Origin of the sequence: Paenibacillus thiaminolyticus (assembly GCF_007066085.1) — a bacterium.
In the GTDB taxonomy this organism is placed as follows: domain Bacteria; phylum Bacillota; class Bacilli; order Paenibacillales; family Paenibacillaceae; genus Paenibacillus_B; species Paenibacillus_B thiaminolyticus.
Map to the genome: position 1 here is coordinate 4,371,037 of NZ_CP041405.1, position 19,134 is coordinate 4,390,170.

Annotated in this window: 14 protein-coding genes; 12 read left to right on the forward strand and 2 right to left on the reverse strand. The window is 56.2% G+C overall.

Features of this window, described 5'->3' with window-relative positions; all coding sequences use genetic code 11:
* Positions 1–147 precede the first annotated feature (147 nt).
* On the forward strand, positions 148–1,998 hold the full coding sequence (gene asnB / locus FLT43_RS19490) for an asparagine synthase (glutamine-hydrolyzing) (RefSeq protein ID WP_087444010.1): 1,851 nt from the start codon (positions 148–150) through the stop codon (positions 1,996–1,998).
* Between the two features lie 429 nt (positions 1,999–2,427).
* Here asnB and FLT43_RS19495 read toward each other — a convergent pair whose 3' ends face one another.
* Complete coding sequence (locus FLT43_RS19495; RefSeq protein ID WP_087444008.1) at positions 2,428–4,044, reverse strand: MDR family MFS transporter; 1,617 nt, start codon at positions 4,042–4,044, stop codon at positions 2,428–2,430.
* Positions 4,045–4,291: 247 nt separating this feature from the next.
* Here FLT43_RS19495 and FLT43_RS19500 point away from each other — a divergent pair, with 247 nt between their 5' ends.
* The 7 genes from FLT43_RS19500 (at position 4,292) to FLT43_RS19530 (ending at position 14,913) form a co-directional block, all read left to right on the forward strand.
* Positions 4,292–5,023 carry an energy-coupling factor transporter transmembrane component T family protein gene (locus FLT43_RS19500; RefSeq protein ID WP_087444007.1) on the forward strand — a complete coding sequence of 244 codons (732 nt, stop codon included), beginning with the start codon at positions 4,292–4,294 and terminating at the stop codon, positions 5,021–5,023.
* Between the two features lie 171 nt (positions 5,024–5,194).
* Positions 5,195–5,797, forward strand: a complete 603-nt coding sequence (locus tag FLT43_RS19505; RefSeq protein WP_087444006.1) for an ECF transporter S component — start codon at positions 5,195–5,197, stop codon at positions 5,795–5,797.
* A 12-nt stretch (positions 5,798–5,809) separates the two neighbouring features.
* On the forward strand, positions 5,810–7,420 hold the full coding sequence (locus FLT43_RS19510; RefSeq protein WP_087444005.1) for an ABC transporter ATP-binding protein: 1,611 nt from the start codon (positions 5,810–5,812) through the stop codon (positions 7,418–7,420).
* A gap of 125 nt (positions 7,421–7,545) precedes the next feature.
* Positions 7,546–9,048 (forward strand): MDR family MFS transporter, encoded by a 1,503-nt coding sequence (locus FLT43_RS19515; protein ID WP_087444004.1) that lies wholly within the window; start codon positions 7,546–7,548, stop codon positions 9,046–9,048.
* A 244-nt stretch (positions 9,049–9,292) separates the two neighbouring features.
* Positions 9,293–11,116, forward strand: coding sequence for a S41 family peptidase (locus FLT43_RS19520; protein WP_087444003.1), 1,824 nt, complete (start codon positions 9,293–9,295; stop codon positions 11,114–11,116).
* Between the two features lie 66 nt (positions 11,117–11,182).
* Positions 11,183–12,031, forward strand: coding sequence for an alpha/beta fold hydrolase (locus FLT43_RS19525; protein WP_087444002.1), 849 nt, complete (start codon positions 11,183–11,185; stop codon positions 12,029–12,031).
* Positions 12,032–12,159: 128 nt separating this feature from the next.
* A complete protein-coding gene (locus FLT43_RS19530) occupies positions 12,160–14,913 on the forward strand; it encodes a putative bifunctional diguanylate cyclase/phosphodiesterase (protein WP_087444001.1) in 2,754 nt (917 codons plus the stop codon).
* A 57-nt stretch (positions 14,914–14,970) separates the two neighbouring features.
* On the opposite strand, the gene FLT43_RS19535 is transcribed toward FLT43_RS19530, so the two are convergent.
* Positions 14,971–15,444: a MarR family winged helix-turn-helix transcriptional regulator gene (locus tag FLT43_RS19535; protein ID WP_087444000.1), complete on the reverse strand. Its 474-nt coding sequence runs from the start codon at positions 15,442–15,444 to the stop codon at positions 14,971–14,973.
* A 185-nt stretch (positions 15,445–15,629) separates the two neighbouring features.
* Here FLT43_RS19535 and FLT43_RS19540 point away from each other — a divergent pair, with 185 nt between their 5' ends.
* From FLT43_RS19540 to FLT43_RS19555, 4 genes are all read left to right on the forward strand, one after another.
* On the forward strand, positions 15,630–16,619 hold the full coding sequence (locus FLT43_RS19540; RefSeq protein ID WP_174818151.1) for an NAD(P)H-quinone oxidoreductase: 990 nt from the start codon (positions 15,630–15,632) through the stop codon (positions 16,617–16,619).
* Between the two features lie 38 nt (positions 16,620–16,657).
* Entirely contained in the window at positions 16,658–17,356 is a 699-nt protein-coding gene (locus FLT43_RS19545) for an ABC transporter ATP-binding protein (protein ID WP_087443999.1), read from the forward strand.
* Positions 17,353–18,654 (forward strand): ABC transporter permease, encoded by a 1,302-nt coding sequence (locus FLT43_RS19550; protein ID WP_087443998.1) that lies wholly within the window; start codon positions 17,353–17,355, stop codon positions 18,652–18,654. Before FLT43_RS19545 ends, FLT43_RS19550 begins: the two co-directional genes overlap by 4 nt.
* A gap of 71 nt (positions 18,655–18,725) precedes the next feature.
* A complete protein-coding gene (locus FLT43_RS19555; RefSeq protein WP_087443997.1) occupies positions 18,726–19,130 on the forward strand; it encodes a DNA/RNA helicase in 405 nt (134 codons plus the stop codon).
* Positions 19,131–19,134: the final 4 nt, after the last annotated feature.

Below are 19,134 nucleotides of genomic sequence, written 5' to 3' on the forward strand. Positions count from 1 at the left end.
GAATCAGTACGGGTCTAAAAATGTCAAGGCCTGTATACGATATCCAGCTAGCAATGCCGCGATTGCGGCAAGTGCCGACTAGCGCCAACTATATGTTGACATACTTCATGCATATACGTATGCAATGATCGAAAGGATTTGGAACCGATGTGTGGCATTGCCGGAATCTATCATTTTCATGATCAACAACCATCCGAACATCTCATTCGCAGCATGATGGATTTGATCCATCACCGGGGGCCGGACGATGCGAAGCTGTGGATCGGCGACCGGGTCGGCCTGGGCTTCCGCCGGCTGTCCATCATTGACGTTGCTGAAGGCGCGCAGCCGCTAAGCAACGAGGATGATTCGGTATGGATTATTTTTAATGGCGAGATTTATAACTATTTGGAGCTGCGTGAGGATCTCCTCAGCCGCGGCCATCAATTCAAAACCAATACAGATACGGAATGTATCCTGCACCTGTATGAAGAATACGGAACGAAGTGCGTCAACCATCTCCGGGGGATGTTCGGCTTCGCGATCTGGGATCGGAACAAGCAGGAGCTGTTCCTGGCCCGCGATCATTTCGGCATCAAGCCGCTGTATTATTACATGAACGACGAGATGCTCGTCTTCGGCTCGGAGATCAAGAGCATTCTGGCCGTTCCGGGCGTGGCCCGTCAGGTCAATATGAACGGCTTTTACAACTATTTGACCTTCCAATATGTTCCGGATCCGGAGACGATGTACGCCGGCATCTATAAGCTGCCGCCGGCTCATTCGATGACGATTCCGCTGGGCGAGCAGCCTGTAATCGAGAAATATTGGGACCCGATGTTCGAACCGGTGGATCGCCCGCTTACTCAGGTTCTCGACGAGATTCGTCACGTCATGCGCGACTCGGTAGAGCATCATCTGCACAGCGAGGTGCAGCGCGGGTGCTTCCTGTCGAGCGGCATCGACTCGACGATTACGTCCACGCTCATGCGTTCCATCGAGCCGATCAAGACATTCAGCGTCGGCTTCGAGGGACCGAACGATGAGACGATTATCGCCCGCGATACGGCCCGGCAGATCGATACCGATCACTACGATCGGATCATTACGCAGGAGATGTATTTCGACGCCGTGCCGCGCGCGATCTGGCATCTGGACGAGCCTGTGGCCGATCCGTCCGCGATCGCACTGTATGAGGTCGCGCGGCTGGCGAAGGAGCATGTTACGGTCGTGCTGTCCGGGGAAGGCGCGGACGAGCTCTTCGGCGGCTACCGCATCTATCGCGAGCCGCATTCGCTGCGCTATCTGTCCTGGATGCCGGAAGGAATGCAGCGCGTGGTGAACAAGATGGTGCGTGCCGTACCGTTTTCTTTCTACGGGAAAAACTACTTGCTCCGGGGAACGACTCCGCTGGAGGAGCGCTTCCTGGGCAATGCCAATATTATGACCGACGATGCGAAGGCGGAGCTGCTGCGCGTCAGCGCGGATGAGATTGCGGCCTATCAGAAGCCGTTCGAGATCGCGGGCCGTTATTATGACCGTACTCGTCATCTGGATCCGGTGTCGCGGATGCAGTATATCGATATGAATCTGTGGATGCCGGGCGACATTCTGATGAAGGCGGACAAGCTGACGATGGCGCATTCGCTGGAGCTGCGCGTCCCGTTCCTGGACCGCAAAGTATTTGACGTGGCCCGTACGATTCCTGCTTCCTACCGGATTGCCGAGAAGACGACGAAGTACGCGCTGCGCAAAGCGATGGAGGGCATTATTCCGGATTCGGTGCTCCACCGGCCGAAGCTCGGCTTCCCTGTCCCGATGCGAGATTGGCTGCGCACGGAGCGGGCCGGCATCATGTGGGAGGAGCTGGCTGCGAGCGGCATCGATCCGCTCGTCAACCTGAGCGCGGTAGAAGAGATGTTCACCCGCCACCGCAACGGCCAAGGCGACTACTCCCGTAAAATCTGGGTGCTGTACGTGTTCGGACTCTGGTATCGGACGTATATGCGCAAGCAATAATCCGATGCTAGTGTCGTGTAAAGCATGTTATAAGTTGAAAGGCGCTTCTCCTTGGAGAGGCGCCTTTTTGTCTCATTAGAGGGGAGATACTAACATGAAAAGCCAGCCTGAAGTGGGCTTGGTGCATATCGTATAAGGATGATGCATGAAATCATCCCAAAGAGGGACTGAGTCGTATGATGATGATATTCGCCCAAAATTTTATGCTTGCGTTTGGAATCAGTATTTGTGTAAGTGTTGTTGCCTCAATTAGTCATCATCCCAAGCCGGAATATCGGTTCGGGCTGCACGATATCAAGCACAGTTTTCTGTTGGTTTTACCCCTCTCAATCCTTTTTACGATCCCGGATATTCTCTTTTTTCGATGACATAAGAAATCAAGCTGCAGGCCGGTCTCCCCTCGGAGATACAGCTTGCAGCTTGCTGTCTCTAGGCCGGTTGGGCTGAATTCCTCTCCGAGCCTTCCGTGGCAGAGCCCGGGTTGCGCTTACGGCCTGGGTCGTCGCGGGAGATGCGGCCGCTGCCGATCAGCAGGGAAATGACGATGCCGGCGATGATGAACCCGAGTCCCGTCAAAAAGACGGTTGCGAAAGATGCCGACCACGCTTCCTTGAGCGTGTCGAGCACGGCGATTTTGGCTTCGCCTTCGAGCGGCAGCATAGCTGGGTTAATCAGAAGTTGGTATAGGGTGTTCGAATCCGTCCCAATTCGGTCGAGGACGGCTTGCGTCACCGGATCGGCTTTCTGCATGGCCGCGGTGATGTTCCTTGCGATATCGGCGTTCATGATGACGTTGAATAGCGTTGTGCCAATGGTGCTGCCAATGGAACGGAAAAAGGTCGTGGCCGAGGTGACGGTTCCGAGCTGCTCGCGGGGGAAGGCGTTTTGGACCACGATGGTAATGAGCGGCATGACCAGACCCATGCCGAAGCCGAGCACCATCATGAAGCCGTAGGCCGTAAGCGGGGTCGTATGGATGCCCATCGTGGACATGAGCAAGAAGCCAAAGGCGCTGATCACCATCCCGGAAGCCATGACGGTGCGGTAAGGGAGCTTCAGCACAAGCCGGCCACCGAGCACGCTGGCGATAATGAGCGCGATCATCATCGGGGTCATGGTGGAGCCAGCCTGGGTCGGCGTCACCCCGAGGACGCCCTGCATGAACATCGGCACGAACATAATGGCGCCGAACATTCCAAGTCCGACCAGGAAGCCGAGTCCGACGGCCACATTGAAGACGCGGCTGCGGAACAGCGACATGTCGATCAGCGGATCGGCCGCCCGGTGCTCGATCGGAATGAAGACGAGGAACAGGATCAAGGCCGCGCCGAAAATAAACAGGCTGTAAGGGGATGTCCAGGCATACTTCGCATGATCCAGTGACAGGCCATACAGCACCAGCACGATCCCCGGAATGAGCGTGAAGATGCCGAGCCAGTCAATATGAACCTTTTTGCTCTTGCCGCGTGGGCTGCCCATCGATTTCATCCCGATAAAAATGAGCGCCGTCGAGACGAGGCCGAAGGGGACGTTGATGAGAAAGATCCAGTGCCAGCTAATATGATCGACGATCAAGCCGCCGAGAAAAGGCCCGACGATGGAGCTAAGCCCGAAGATGGCCCCGAACGCGCCCTGCCACTTCGCCCGCTGCGCCGGGGTGAACATCATCCCGATAATCGTCTGGGACATCGGCATCAGCAGGCCGCCTCCAATCCCCTGAATGGCGCGGTAGCCGATCAACTGTCCCATGTTGACTGCGGTGGCGCACAGAAATGAACCGATGACGAAAATAATCCATCCGGTCAAATAAATAAACCGGCTCCCGAACAGATCAGCCAGCTTGCCGGAGAGCGGGATGACGGTAGTCGAACAGATCATGTACGCCGTTGTCACCCAGGCGAAGATGGCGAATCCGCTTAAGTCCTTAATAATGGTCGGCATGGCCGTGCCCACTACCGTCTGTTCGAGTGAGCTGAAAAACATCCCCATAATGAGACCGATGAGAACCATGTTGCGACGCGACTTCGCTATGTCTTGCACCGCCATGACTGGACTCCTTTCCATACGCTGCGGCGCCTGCGAAAGGGCTTTGCCGCGTTTGCTCCATCTTTACTTTCTTCAGGTTAAGCGGTATGATGCTAAGTGAATTTTTCGGCGGACGGGCAAGGGAGGCGCCGGGTCCTCCCAATCTGTATTAAGTTGGGTTAGGCCGTATGTTTTTATGCGTTCGTGCCGGTTCCGAAGGCTGGAAGCCCGCCCCGGCGGACGCTTGTAAGATAAGGGGGGAGGACTTATGAGCTGGCTGCTTCGCATCGACCCCTTGACGAAGGGCGTCTGGCTGCTAAGCACCGGACTGGCCGTCATGATCAGCATAAAGGTGGAGTGGCAGGCCGGCTGGTTCCTTGCCATCCTGCTCATCGCGCTGAGCGGAAGCGGGTGGACAGCGCAGCGCTGGAGGTTGGTGAGCTCATGGATCGGCGGATTCGCCCTTCCGCTTCTGCTGTTCCAGTGGCTGGTCCTGCCTGGCGATACGCCGTGGCTGACGGCAGGGAAGCTGACCTTGACGCGGGAAGCCGGTCTCCAGTCGGCCGCGCTGACGCTCAGGGCGATGACGTTGTTCCTGTCATCGCTCGTCTATGCGGGGACGACGGCGCCGCGCGATGTCGTCCTCGCCATGTCGCGCTACTTGCGGCTGCCGTACCGCTTCGCGTACGCGGCGGCGATCGCGCTGCGCTTCGTGCCGATTCTGTTGGCCGAGACGGCCCGCATCCGGCACGCCGAGCGCCTGCGCCGCCTCGTTCCGCCGTATAGCTCGGCGGAACGGCTTGAGCGGCTGCAGCGCGTCATCGCTGGAGCGGCTGCGCACACGCTTCGCCGCGTGCAGGACATTGCCACGGCGATGGAGGCGAAGCGGTTCGGCGCCGCCCCGCGGACGTATCGGCGCCAGCTTGTCTTCGCGGCGCCGGGCATCGGACTGGCTCTCGCCTCGGTGCTAGGAGCCGCCGCCACCTGGTGGTGCGGCTAGCAGCGGCCGGCAGCCTTTGCCGGCCGGGGGCTTCAGGCTCAGGGCGTAGACAGGCCCCGCTTTTTTACTTGCATTTCCAGCGCATGACTTGTAACGTGTATAGAAGACAAGGGATGCCGGACCATCGTATCCTTTCGCATTCGGGAGAACATAAGGGAGAGTTGACCACAGATGACATCATCCAATACGCGATTATGGCGTTCGCTGACCTTGAGCGAATGGGTGCTCATGGCCCTGCTGGCCGCGGCGAACGGGGTGCTGACGAGCGGCTTGTCCTGGCTGAACAAGCTGCTGCACTCGTTGGGCGGGCCGATACTGACGTCATCCATCGTTGGGTTATATATGATTTACGGCCTGCTGGCCGCCTATATTATTCGCAAGCCAGGCGCGGCGATGCTGACCTACGCGCTCGGCGCCGTCGTGCAGATTCTGGTCGGTACCGCCTACGGCCCCTGGTCGGCGATTGCGGCCGCGCTATGCTACGGCATCGCTATTGAGCCGCTGCTCTATCTGTTCCGTTACCGGCGATACGACTGGCCGTCCATGCTCTTTATCGGCTTGGCGGCGGTGCCGATCTGGTTCGTCGTCTCCGCCTTCATGTTCGGCTACATTTATTATGAGACGTGGGTATTGATTGCGACGCTCGTGATTCGCTGTCTCAGCGGCCTTGTGCTCTGCGGCGCATTAACGAAGCTGATTGGCGATCGGCTGGCACCCGCGCGGGCTGTCCGCCCGTTCGCTCTGGGGAAGGCCTGCCGCGAGCATCGGAGATAGGGGGCTGCCACGATGGAATTACTGCGTGAAGAGGTCATGCGCATCGAGCGCGTGACCTTTACCTATTTGGGCGCGGACGAGCCGGCCCTGCGCGATTGCAGCTTCACGCTCCACCGGGGCGATATCGTCTATATCGCCGGAGCGAATGGCAGCGGCAAGACGACGCTGTGCAAGCTGCTGGCCGGCGTGATGCAGCCCCATGAAGGCACGCTGCAAGGGAAGACGGAGCCACCGGAGGGCCAGCCGCCCGCAGTGGCCGGCTTGGCCTTGCAGGATGCCGATTCGCAGCTTATCGTCGGCACGGTGGAGGACGAGTTGGCCTTCGCCCCGGAAAATATGGGTGTGTCTGCAGATGAGGTCATGCGCCGGGTGGAGGAGCAGCTTGATGCGTTCGGGCTCCAAGCGCTGCGGGAGGCGCCGATCACGGATCTGTCAGGGGGAGAGAAGCAGCGGACGGCTATCGCTGCGGTCAAGGCGATGGAGCCGGAGCTGCTCATCCTGGACCAGGCGTGGAGCCATCTGGATGCGGCATCCCGGGAGCGTCTCCTGAAGACGCTTCGTACAGGGCAGCAGGCCGGGCGCACGGCGGTGCTGGCCGGGGCCCGGCTGGAGGATTGGATCGGGCAACTGCCCGATGTGCGGCTGCTGCTGCTTGAGGAAGGCCGTATCATCTTAGATGGCGCGCTACAAGAAGCGGAAGCGGCAGGCGCCCTGAACAAGCTGCGGACGTCCACCGCGGCACGCCCGTCTTGCCAGCCGATCGCCGTACCGGATGACAGGGGCTCCGGAGTCATCGCACATAGGTCCGCCCAACTGATCGGGGAGTATTCAGGGGAAGCGCCTATCCTGCAAGTCAGGGACGTGTCGTTCCGTTATGGGAAAAGGAGGAAGGATAAGGATAATGCCAGATCGAACGTTCGGGGGCAGGCGCTTCGCGAGGTCTCGTTCGAGCTGTATCCGGGACAATGCATGCTTCTTCGCGGACCGAACGGAGCAGGCAAATCTACCTTGTTCAAGCTCCTGACGAAGGGAATGCCACGACAAGCGGGGCGAATGTCCGGGGAGATCCGGCTGGCCGGCAAGCTGCTGCCGCGCTGCTCCGTCTACGAAGCGGCCCGGCTGATCGGGTATGTGCCGCAGCAGCCGGAAGCCGGATTGTTCGGCCGTACCGTCGAAGAGGAAGTGCTCGATGCTGCCGCCATGGCTTGGCGGAGCACCCGCTTGCATGCCCCGTTACCGCCGGCGCAGGCCTACAGGGAGGAATCCGTTGCGGCGATGGCAGAGGAACTGCTCCGTGCTACGGGCCTATCCCGTTACCGCCGCCGCCATCCTCACGATCTGCCTGCCGGAGCGACCCGGCTGCTCAGCGTTGGGTTGGCCGGCCTGCACCGGCCCGCCCTGCTGCTGCTCGATGAGCCGACAGCAGGTCTCGATGCCGGGAGCGCCGCGTTGATACGCGATTGGTGCCTTGCACAGGCCGAGCGGGGCTGCGGCTTGATCGTCATCACCCATGATGACATATGGGATGAGGCCGCTTATCCGCAGCTGGCTGCAGCCTATATGGAGGCGGGCTGCTGGCTTGGCGCGGCCGGACAGCGGAGTGCCGGGCCGGAACAGCGTTAAGCGATTCCGCTTGGATCGCGGCCCGGACAAGGCATGCTAAGATAGCAGATAGCGGCAACATGCGTGACGATATACAGGACCATTGTGAATGGAAGCGGAGAGCAAGAGAGAAGGGGAATGAGGCAATGGGAAGCACTGCAACGATGCAGGCCGGGCGCGAACGGAAGCTCGTGACGCTGGCCTTGTTATTATCTACATTTTTGGCGGCGATTGAGGTTACGGTCGTCAGCACCGCGATGCCGCAGATCGTCTCTGATCTGGGCGGACTCAAGCTGATCAGTTGGGTCTATTCTGCCTACTTGCTGACGACGGCCATCTCGACGCCTTTGTTCGGCAAGCTGGCCGATCTGTTCGGCCGCAAAAAGATCTTTATTTTCGGCTCTATTTTATTCGTCGGCGGATCCATGCTGTGCGGCTTATCTTCGAATATGACGCAAATGATTCTGTTCCGGGCTATACAAGGCATCGGCGCCGGCGCTGTCATGCCCGCCACCTTCACCATCGTGGCGGATATCTTTACTTTGGAGGAACGCGCCAAAATCCAGGGGCTGTTCAGCTCCATCTGGGGCATAGCCGGTCTGGTCGGCCCGTTGGTCGGCGGATTTTTTGTCGATTCGCTCTCCTGGCACTGGATATTCTTCTTCAACGTGCCGTTCGGCATTATTTCGGTATGGATGATCGCCAAGCTATTCCATGAGAAGGTGGAGAAGAAGGACAAGCCAATCGATTACGCTGGTGCGGCGACCTTCTCGATCGGGATGACGGCCTTATTGTTCGCCATTATTACCGGCGGGCAGAACATTGCCTGGACATCCCCCTGGATGTTCGCGCTGCTCGGCTTGGCTGTGGTGTTCCTCATCTGGTTCTACCGTATCGAAAAAACAGCGCAGGAACCGATGGTTCCGTTCCAGCTGTTCCGCGTTAGGGACATCGCCATCTCCAATCTCGTCGGCTTCCTCGTCAGCAGCGTGCTGATTGGCATCAATTCGTACATGCCGCTCTGGATTCAGGGCGTCATGGGGCATAGCGCCACCAGCTCCGGGATGGCGCTGACGCCGATGTCCATCGGCTGGCTCATCGGCTCGATCATTGGAGGCCGGATGCTGATCAAGAGCGGCCCGCGGTTAACCTCCTCCCTCGGCATGACGCTAATTGCCGCCGGATCGATATGGCTGGCCTCCATCACGGGCGCGACGTCGATGTGGGTCATCGTCGCGCTGATGACGGTATCGGGACTTGGCTTCGGGTTCTCGATTACGGTGTTCACGATTATCGTCCAGTCGTCGGTCGACTGGAATATGCGCGGCGCTTCCACGGCGCTGAACACGTTCGTGCGGACGCTCGGCCAGACCATCGGTATCGCGGCGCTCGGCACCTTCCTGAATGAACGCATCGCGTCCATGGTCAGACAAGCCGGGCCGGACATCGCTTCCCGTATTTCGGACGATGACCTGAACAAGCTGTTGAACCCGGAGAGCGCGAGCCAACTGGCGCCGGATGTCATGAACAGCCTGCGCACATTCCTGGAGACCGGGCTTGAGAATGTGTTCCTCGTGATGGCGGCCGTCGCCGTCATCTGCCTCGGCTGCACCTTGCTGATGCCGAAGGGCAAGCTGAAGAGTAAATAGCACGGAACCGACCGTCCCTTACGGGGCGGTTTTTTATGTCTAAAGATGGAGCTTTGAGTAAAGGTCTAGTCCAAATCCTGGGCGCAGGTCTAATAATAAACTGGCCTGGCGGTCATTACTTGGAAGAATATTACTCATTATAATTAGCACTTGAGGAGGTAGTTGGTGTGTGAAAAAATAGTCGGTTAAAGAAAGCAATGAATACATAGCTGGCTGACCAAAATAGGGACAAGGAGAATGGCAAGTGAAAAAGGCAAGTCTTCTCGTTTTAACCGCAATCGTTTTTCTCATGTCAGCGGTACCCGCTTTGGCGAAGGAAAAGGAAAGCAATTCTCATCAAGAGCTTATGAACATTCGGGCGTTTGCCAAGCTGTATGGATATGTAAGGTTTTTTCACCCAAGCGATGAGAACACGCAGATTGATTGGAAGCGTTTTGCTATCCATGGGGTGGGCAAAGTAAGGTCTGCAAAAACAAAAGATGAATTAACGACAACATTGGGAGAGCTTTTCTACCCGATTGCTCCGACGATGAACCTCACGAAGCAAGACAAGGCAACTCGGCTCAGCCCGCCTGCAGAAGCCAAAAATTTGACAGCGTGGCTTCACATTGGCGTCGGATTGAAGGCTGAGAATTCTATATACAAGAGTTTACGGCTACAATCTGACGATCCTAGTAGTCTTAAATTCATAATTGAAGAATTTAAGCTTACGGATCGGGTCTTGCAGGCAGGAGAAACGGTTACCAAACAGATTACTCCGGATGTATATGCACACATCCCGCTGGTTTTATACCGGAACGATAAGGGAACGCTCGGCGCAACACCAAAATCGATACACGCATTGAAGCAGCTTCAAAAGCAGTTGGCGAGCATCGATGTAACAAAAGCTCCATTAGATGATGAAAATGTCCGTTTAGCAGACATTGTTATAACTTGGAATGTACTTCAGCATTTTTATCCTTATTTCGATGTAGTCAAGGTTGATTGGGAGCAAACGTTAACGAAGACATTGGAGCAAAGCTTGAAAGATAGCACAGCAGATCAGTTTTTTCAAACGATGAGACAAATGTTAGAGAAAACGCAAGATGGGCATAGCTTGGTTCAGCATATAAATCAGAGTCGTGAGCAGGCTTACCTCCCTATTAGCGTTCAATGGATTGAAGAGCAAGTCGTCATTGCGAATGCAAAAGAAGGCATTGATCTGAAGCCGGGGGATATCATCGTAAATATTGACGGGCAGAGCGCCACATCTTATTTTAAGCAACTGGAAAAATATATTTCCGGCACGATGCAATTTAAACGCTGGACGGCTGCCCAGCAATTTGTGGCCGGGTACATCGGAAAGGAAGCAAAGCTGACGGTTCAACGCGGAGAAAGCAAATTTAACATCTGTATTCCTTTCTCGGACAGGGATAAAGTGGTCGATGAATTTGTTCGCTCTGTCTCTATTGATAAAGTTGCAGACGAAATATATTATGTCAACACAGCACAAGTAACGCCTGACCTATTTAAGGAGAGGCTTAATGAGCTGGCAAATGCAAAAGGAGTTATATTCGATTTAAGAGGCTATCCTACCCGGAACGAAATTATTCACCCAGAAATGTTGTCTTATTTAATCGATTGGCAGATTACAACGCCAAAATTCGATATCCCTATATTTCTATACCCGGACCGCGATCAAAGAAATGACTCTTACCTTAACCTGCAATCGGCGATCGAACCGCTGCAACCCAAATTCAAAGGGAAGATCGTGTTTCTTACATATGGCGCCTCCTATAGCTTAGTAGAAGTGGTAATGGGCAGCGTTGAACATTACCGATTAGGAGAAATTGTCGGAGAAACGACGGCAGGCGTAAACGGGAACATTAACCATATTAACTTACCGGGTGGCATTGATGTTCGATGGACAGGAATGAGAGTATTGAAGCATGACGGCAGCCAGCATCATCTCATCGGTATTCAGCCCACGATTCCGGTGAAGCGAACGATTAAAGAGCTTCGTGAAGGGCGCGATATCTATATGGAAAAAGCAATTGAAGTCATTAATGCTGCCAAGAGTACTCGATAGTTACTTTATGGATATTACTCCTATTCTCAGATTGCCAAGAAAAAGGCCGCGTCGTAGAACAATCCTATTGTAATCTTTGTACACGGGGGTCCAGGTGTTTCCGAAATACCCTATGTAACCAAATACCAAGACCTATTGGAGAAGAATTTCACGGTTGTCCGTTACGACCAAAGAGCTAGCGGGAAATCATATCACTTTGGAGAAGATTATTCCAACCTTTCGACTGATCTATTAGTGAAAGATTTATTAGCTTTGACGGATTACATATCCAATCGTTTCAGTCAACAGAAGGTCATACTAGCCGGACATTCCTTTGGAACATATATTGGCATCCAGGCTGCGCAACAAGCTCCTGAAAAATATGAAGCCTATATCGGCATTGGACAGATGGCCAATACGTTAGACAGCGAATTGCATGGTCTGAATTTCACGATTGATCAAGCAAAATTGAGCGGTAATACAACCGACGTCGAGTATTTACAAGGGTTAACTGAAAAAGTTCAAAGCGGCGCTATGTTAACTCCGCGCCATTATGTCCGAAAATATGGCGGTGCTGCAAGACGGATCGATGCTAACGCGGACATGGCTAATGGTTTGTTGTTCGGACCGGAGTATAACTTATTAGATCGCATCCGTTATAACCGTGGCGTATCCTATGTACAAGAAATTTTAATAGGGCAGGCATTCAAAAAACCTCTGCCTACGATCATCACAAAACTAGATTTACCGGTGTATTTTATAATGGGACAATACGACTACATGACTTCCATGAAATCAGCCAAAACATACTTTGACCAGATTGATGCAGATAAAAAGGAATTTATTACGTACGACCAATCCGCTCATTATCCGCAATTTGAAGAAAAAGAAAAATTCTCAAAGTGGATGGTGGATTCGTTCGCACCGACTGAATGAACCGCCTGCCAGCATTTGCCGTCCCTTCCGGGGCGGTTTTTTTATGCATAAAGTAGGAAAATATGGATTTGTGTCGAATGGATATAGGGGAATTGTCGAACTACCTTCAGCCAAAGGAGTCGTCCTCTATGCCGTATACCTCGGTACTGCCGAACTCAAGCCGTACGGGTCTTGTTTACATCTCGCTTATTCTGCTGGGGGTTATCGGCTCCCAAGTGGCAATCAAGTTCCCGTTCGGCGTGGAATTTGCTCTGAGCGGGGCTTTCTTCCTTGTGGCTCTCGTCTTATTCGATGCCGTCCGAACGATGGCGTTCGCCGGACTGGCCGCACTGGTCCTCTATGTCGCTGGTTATGATATCGATACACTGGCGTTCATCGGAATGGAGCTTGCCGTTGTGGGTTTCCTCTATCAGCGCAGACGGAGGCTGTTGTTCTGGGACAGCTTGTTCTGGCTTGCGGTCGGAGCTCCGGGAATCGTGCTGCTGTTCTTGATGCGAACCGGCGTGTTCGGGACAGAGGCCATGCTTCAATATATGATGTCCGCTGTGAACGGCATCGTTAATGCGTTTCTCGCCGATATGCTGCTTGCCTATGTACCGTGGCAGCGCCTGCTCGGACGCAGCGCCAACCGGCCGATTTCTCTTCAGCGCGTTATCGTTCATCTGGCGCTGGCCGCTGTTCTGCTCTCCTTCCTCTTGCATATTAAGCTGGGCAGCAGCGGTTTGCTGACCGAAGTGGAGCGCGAAGCATATGCCCTCTTGGAGGAGCAGTCGATCCGGGTCGAGGAAGCGCTGCGTGAGCTGGAAGGATCGAATCGGCGGCTCCCGGCGAATGCGCCTAGCGTATGGGGGAATGTATCGCTGGTGGAGAGCCTCCTGAAGGAGGAGTCGATGTACGGCGTCATCAAGTTCGCGTTGACGGACGAGCATGGCGAACTGTTCGCCTGGAGCGACCGGATGTGGGCAGATTACCGGCAGCGATTGTATGAGGAGGCGGGAGCGGTGCGAACCGTTCTTCCCCTGCCCAAAACGTTAGCGTCAGGAGATGGAGTGGATCGGATCCGGGTTGCCGGCTTCTATCGCGTCCTGCCGGGGACGGAGAACTACCATTACGCAACCGGCCGCTGGAAGGACGGCTATTATGTATTGGCACGCTATGGCGAGGCCGGAAGGGCTGGGGCGGTTACCGCCTTTCTTCCGAATGATGCGTTCCTTCCGGGGATTCTCTCTTCATATGTCTGGGAACTGGCTCTTATGCTGGTTGTATGGGGCATTGTAGCAGGGATAGCGGTCATGGTCAGCCGTCCTCTCATTCGTTCTCTTGACGGATTGAACCGGATGACGAGCGTTGATCCGGATACGATCACGGACTGGGAGAGGCAAGCATGGCCGCATAGCCGCATCCGGGAGCTTCGCTCCCTGATGTTGAATTTCCGCGCCATGGCCGAGAGGCTTACCGCGCAGTTCCGGGAGCTTCGCCTCATGAATGAGCATCTTGTGCAGCAGACGAAGCTGCTGGAAAAATCGGAAGAGCACTTGCAGCGGTTGGCCTATTATGATCCGCTCACCCAGCTGCCGAACCGCCATTATTTTACGATAGAGATGGATAAGGCGCTGGAACGGGCGGATGTAGATGCCACACCGATGGCTTTGCTGTTCATCGATCTCGATCGCTTCAAATACATTAACGACTCGCTCGGTCACAAGATCGGCGATATGCTGCTCGTTCGAGCCGGGCAGCGCCTGCTCCATTGTCTGTCGAAGCAGGAAGGAACCCATCTGTGCGCCCGGCTGGGCGGCGATGAGTTCGTCATTTTGCTGGAGCAGGGAACACGCGAGGAGGCCAAAAAATTGGCGCAGCGCATCCTTCAGCACTTCCGCGAGCGCTTCTGCATTCACGCGCATGAGCTGTTCGTCTCGGCTTCAACCGGGATCGCGCTTTATCCCGATGACGGGAATACGCTGACCGCCCTGTTCAAGCAAGCCGATACGGCGATGTATGCGGCGAAGGAGCGGGGCGGGCAGACCTATATGTTCTTCGATCAGATTCATCCGGATCTGGCTTCCGGCCGCATGCTGCTTGAAAGCTTGCTGTACAAGGCGATGGAGCGCGATGAGCTGACGCTTCATTATCAGCCGATTGTCGATTGCGCAGGGAAGGTCGTGGCCGCCGAAGTGCTGCTGCGTTGGCTGCACCCGCAGCAAGGCTATATTTCGCCTTCGCAGTTCATTCCGGTCGCGGAAGAAACCGGTTTAATCATTCCGATTGGCGAGTGGGTGCTGCGCAGCGCATGCATGCAGCATCGCCAATGGAGGGAGCAGGGTATGCCGCCGCTGCGCCTGTCGGTGAACGTGTCGCTGAGGCAGTTTTTGAATCAGGATTTCGTGGCGATGGTGGAGCGAATCGTGCAGGAGACGCAGTTCGAACCGGAGCAATTGGTGCTGGAGATTACGGAAGGCTATGTGCATAAGCATGTCGGGCAAGCCAACCATGTTCTGCGGCAGCTGAAGCGGCGCGGCATGAACATCGCCATCGACGACTTCGGGACCGGCTACTCATCGCTGGAGCGGCTGAAAACATTGCCGGTCCATACGTTGAAGATAGATCGTTCCTTCGTCAGACATCTGTCTGCGGATCCGGTCAATGCGTCGATTGTGCAGGCTGTCATTCAGCTCGGCCATAGCTTGAATCTTACCGTCATCGCGGAAGGGGTGGAGACGGCCGAGGAGTTCCATTACTTGGAGTCGTTAGGCTGCAACCATTTCCAAGGCTACTATATCAGTCATCCGCTGCCTGCTGCGGAGTTCGCGGCGCGCTTCCGTCAATTCTCCCAATATGCGGACAGGAGAGCCATCGCGGAAGCGGCGGGAGGACAGGCTTAATATGACTCGCAACAAGCAAAGAAACGGCCTTCGCAACCGCGGCCGTTTCTTCTTGTTTTACCCCTCTTTTTTTGTGACAAGACTGAGCTTTTCCGCCTGAATACCCAGCTTTTTGAGCAGAAGTATCGCTTGGGCCTTCTCTTCCAAGGTCAGTCCGCTTAATGCCCGGCGCAGGGTCTGAGCCTGCTTCGGCAAAATTTTCTGCATCTCTGTCCGGCCCTGTTCCGTCAATTCGGCGAAGATGACCCGCCGATCCTTGGAGCATGGGTGGCGCTGCACCAGGCCGTTGCGTACGAGCTTGTCGATGACATAGGTGACATTTCCGCTCTGCAGCAGCAGCTTCGCCCCAATTTGTTGGATCGGCTGTGGTCCTTTATGATAGAGCATTTCGAGTACGGCAAAGTCGGTCGGGTTGTAGCCTTGTTTTTTGCAGCCTGCAGCGGCATGATCGGAGACGCTCTTGAAAGCTTTGGAGAATACGCGGAACAAATGCAGGGCTTCGTCGGTATCGCGTTGCGCCCGTTCAGACATAGTCCTTTCCACCTCGCTTTACTGGTTACCTCTTCATCGTATAAGCTTAAGTTGATGTCCAACATGTCATAGATCACACTTTTGGGCTAAAAGTGCAATAAATTTTGAATATTAAATTTGATCGAGATCGTTCAGCTCCATTCGGTGGATAATGGAGAAGAGCATACCTAAGGAGGCGGAACAAAATGACCAATCCGACCAATATGCTGGCTTGTCATGTGGAGCCGGACCTTCACCTGACATGGAAGGAGATGGAGGCGCCGCGCTGCGGCGAAGGAGAATTGCTCGTCCGGGTGCATGCCACGGCGCTGAATCGGGCCGATCTGCTGCAGAAGCGCGGAAAATATCCGGTGCCGGCGGGGGCGTCTCCCGTACTCGGTCTCGAAATGGCGGGTACGGTGGAAGCGGCCGGACCGGGAGTAACGGGATGGGAGCCGGGAGACCGGGTCGCGGCGCTGCTTCCGGGAGGAGGCTATGCTCAATATGCGGTGATCCCGGCCGATATGGCGCTGCCCGTCCCGGCGGCGTTCACCTTGGAGCAGGCCGCGGCGCTGCCGGAGGCTTATTTGACGGCCTATTTGAACCTGTTCCAGCTTGGGAGGCTGGAAGGCGGGGAAGCGGTGCTGATTCATGCCGGGGCAAGCGGCGTGGGGACGGCCGCGATTCAGCTCGCGCGGGCTGCGGGGGCGAGAGTCGCCGCCACGGCCGGGACGGAGGAGAAGTGCGAGCGGCTGACGGCATTGGGGGCAGAGCTCGTCTTGAACTATAGGACTGAGCCGTTGGCAGAGACGGTGCTGTCCTGGACGGAGGGCGCCGGCGTAAATGTCGTGCTGGATCCGGTATGCGCCGCGTATTGGAACGATCATATGCGCTGCATGGCGATGGACGGCAGGCTGGTCCTGATTGGAACGCTGGGCGGCTCGAAGGCGGAGGTGGACTTCATGTCCGTCATGCTGCGCCGCTTGCATGTTATCGGGAGTACGCTGCGCGGCTTGCCTCCGAAGCGCAAGAGCGAATTGACGAAGGCGTTCTGGAGATTCGCCGGGCCATGGCTGGAGCGTGGAGAGTGCCTGCCGGTCATCGACTCGGTCTGGCAGCCCGAGCAAATAAATGAAGCGCATCAGCGGATGGAGCGTAATGAAAATGTAGGGAAAATCGTTCTCTTAGTGCCGTAAGCCGATAAGAGAACAAGCAAGCAGAAGAAGGTGCTGGCATGATCGTATTGGATACACGAATCGAAGAAGCGGGCTATGACAAAGGAGATCCGACGATACGCAACATCTCCTTTCAAGTCCAAGCGGGGGAGCTTGTCGGACTCATCGGGCCGAACGGGGCCGGCAAGAGCACGACCATCAAGTCCATTCTTGGCATTATGCGCGAGGTCAAGGGGACCATTCGCATCGGGGACGGATCGGGGACCTACGCCTATGTGCCGGAGCAGCCCGTTCTGTATGATTCGATGACGCTGTGGGAGCATCTGGAGCTGGCCGCTGCTGCCCATGAGCTGCCGGAAGCCGAGTTCCGGGAGCGGGCAGAGGAACTGCTGGGCATCTTTCAATTAACCGAGGTGAAGCATCATTTGCCGACCAGCTTCTCCAAAGGAATGCAGCAGAAGCTGATGTTAATTATCGCCTTCCTGCTCAAGCCTTCCTTATATATTGTGGACGAGCCGTTCGTCGGCCTGGACCCGCGGGCGACCCGGCGCTTCCTCCGGATGCTGGAGGAGGAGCGGAAGCGGGGAGCCGGCGTCCTCATGAGCACGCATGTGCTGGATACGGCCGAGCGGGTCTGCGATTCCTTCGTGCTGATCCATCAGGGGCGCATTGTCGCCTCCGGCACGTTGGAGCAGGTGCGTGGAACGAGCGGGCTGCCGGAAGGGACGCTGTTCGACTGCTTCGAGGTGCTGACGTGAAGCGGCCGGTCTCCGGGCCGTGGAGGCTCGCTCAGTACCGGTGGCGGACGAATGCCGAGTACCAATGGAAGGCGCTCCGCTCCGCGCTGGACTGGACCGTGTGGCTCTATATCGCCATTCCGGCGCTGCTGCTCGGCATCAAGTTTTACTATGATTGGTGGACCCTTCCGCTGCCGGCATCCTGGGTGGCCTTGCCGAGGGAAGTATGGCTGCTGCCGTTCCTCCTGCCGGTGCTGACCGGCACGCTTCATACGTGGAGCGAAGCGGGCGACGTGCTGTTCCTCAGGCAAAAGAAAGCATGGTGGAGACGGCTGGCCGCCTTCGGAGTACTGATGTACACGGTGCGCAGCATCGTGATGACCGGCCTTATCGGCGTGGTGGCGGCCCCTTGGCTGATGAAAGGCTACGGCCTGTCTGCCGGGGAATTAGCGGCTTTTGGCGCGGGAATCGCCTCCTTAACCGCGGTAGCGGCATGCGTTCGCAACCGCGTACAGACGGAATGGCATGGCTGGCGGCGGTGGGGCCTCGGTCTGTTGGCGGGCGCTGTGGTGATTGCCGCCTATTGCGGCCTCGTCTACATTTTGTCCATTCATCCATTGCTGCCACTGGGCGGAGCGTTGCTGCTCTGTATCCTGACCGTGCCGTTCATCCGGTATCGCCTGCATGTCACCCATGCCTTCGAGCGCGATGTCGAGCTGGAGAGCCAGTCACGGATGAGACTGACCGCGCTGCTGCTCTCGCAGAGCATGGACAAGCCTGCGCGGCGCAAGCGGAAGCGGGGATTGCTGTTCCCGCGCTCGGGGTATTTCATGAAGCGGAAGCATGGCGGACAGGTCATTGGCTCTTTGGCCGTCAAGTCGCTGCTGCGCAGCCGCAATCATTTTATGTTTTATCTGCGGTTCGCCGGGGTTGGCTTGTCCGCAGTCGTTGTCTCCGTCATTTCTTCGCCAACCTTGTATTATTTAATCGTTCCGGTCCTGTGCGGCGTGCTCAGCTATTGGCTGAGCCTCTATTGGAGGGAATTCATTGAAGGAGACGTGCCTTCAATGTTCTCGTTCCGCTCGTCGCATCTGCAGCAGGCGGCGGCTCACATGGTCCAGGTGCTGGCGTCTGTTCCCGGCTTCCTCTGGGCGCTCGCAGGCGGGTTGTTCATTGCGCCGCCGCTGGTGGCAGTCGGCATGGGGCTTATAGGAGGACTGGCCGCCGGCGCGATTGGAACGATCATCGTGCAGATGAAGGGCTGGAAGCAGAAGACGAAGGAAGAGAAGGAAGAGAAGGAGAACCAATTCGGCGCGTGAACCGATGAACGGATGAGATTCCGGTCTTGCGGGCATATTATGTCCAAAGCGGAGAAAGAGGAGGGCAAGACATGGAAGCAGCCGCTATCCGGTTCCGGTTCTCGGATGCCGCGAGTGCCCGATTGGCCTTCGACACCTTGGAAGAGCTTGGTTATGCGCCGGTCTATGACGGCCATCAGGGCACGGAGCTTCATATTCATGTGGAGAAAAGAGATCTGGCCTCGGCGATTGAAATTGCCGAAGCGCACGGCGGCACGCTTGTGGAAGAGGGAGATATGACCGAATCCGCAATCGTGAATGATGCCTATAATATCGATCTCATTCCGATTCCGGCACATGTGATCAATGAGGATTGGGCAGACGACGACCGGTATGCCTTGGCCGCATCGAGTCATGATGATCTCGCGGCGCGGGAAGAGGACGCGATGGGCTGGAATGACGATACGAACCAGTTCCCTGGAGGGATTCATATCTAGGGCA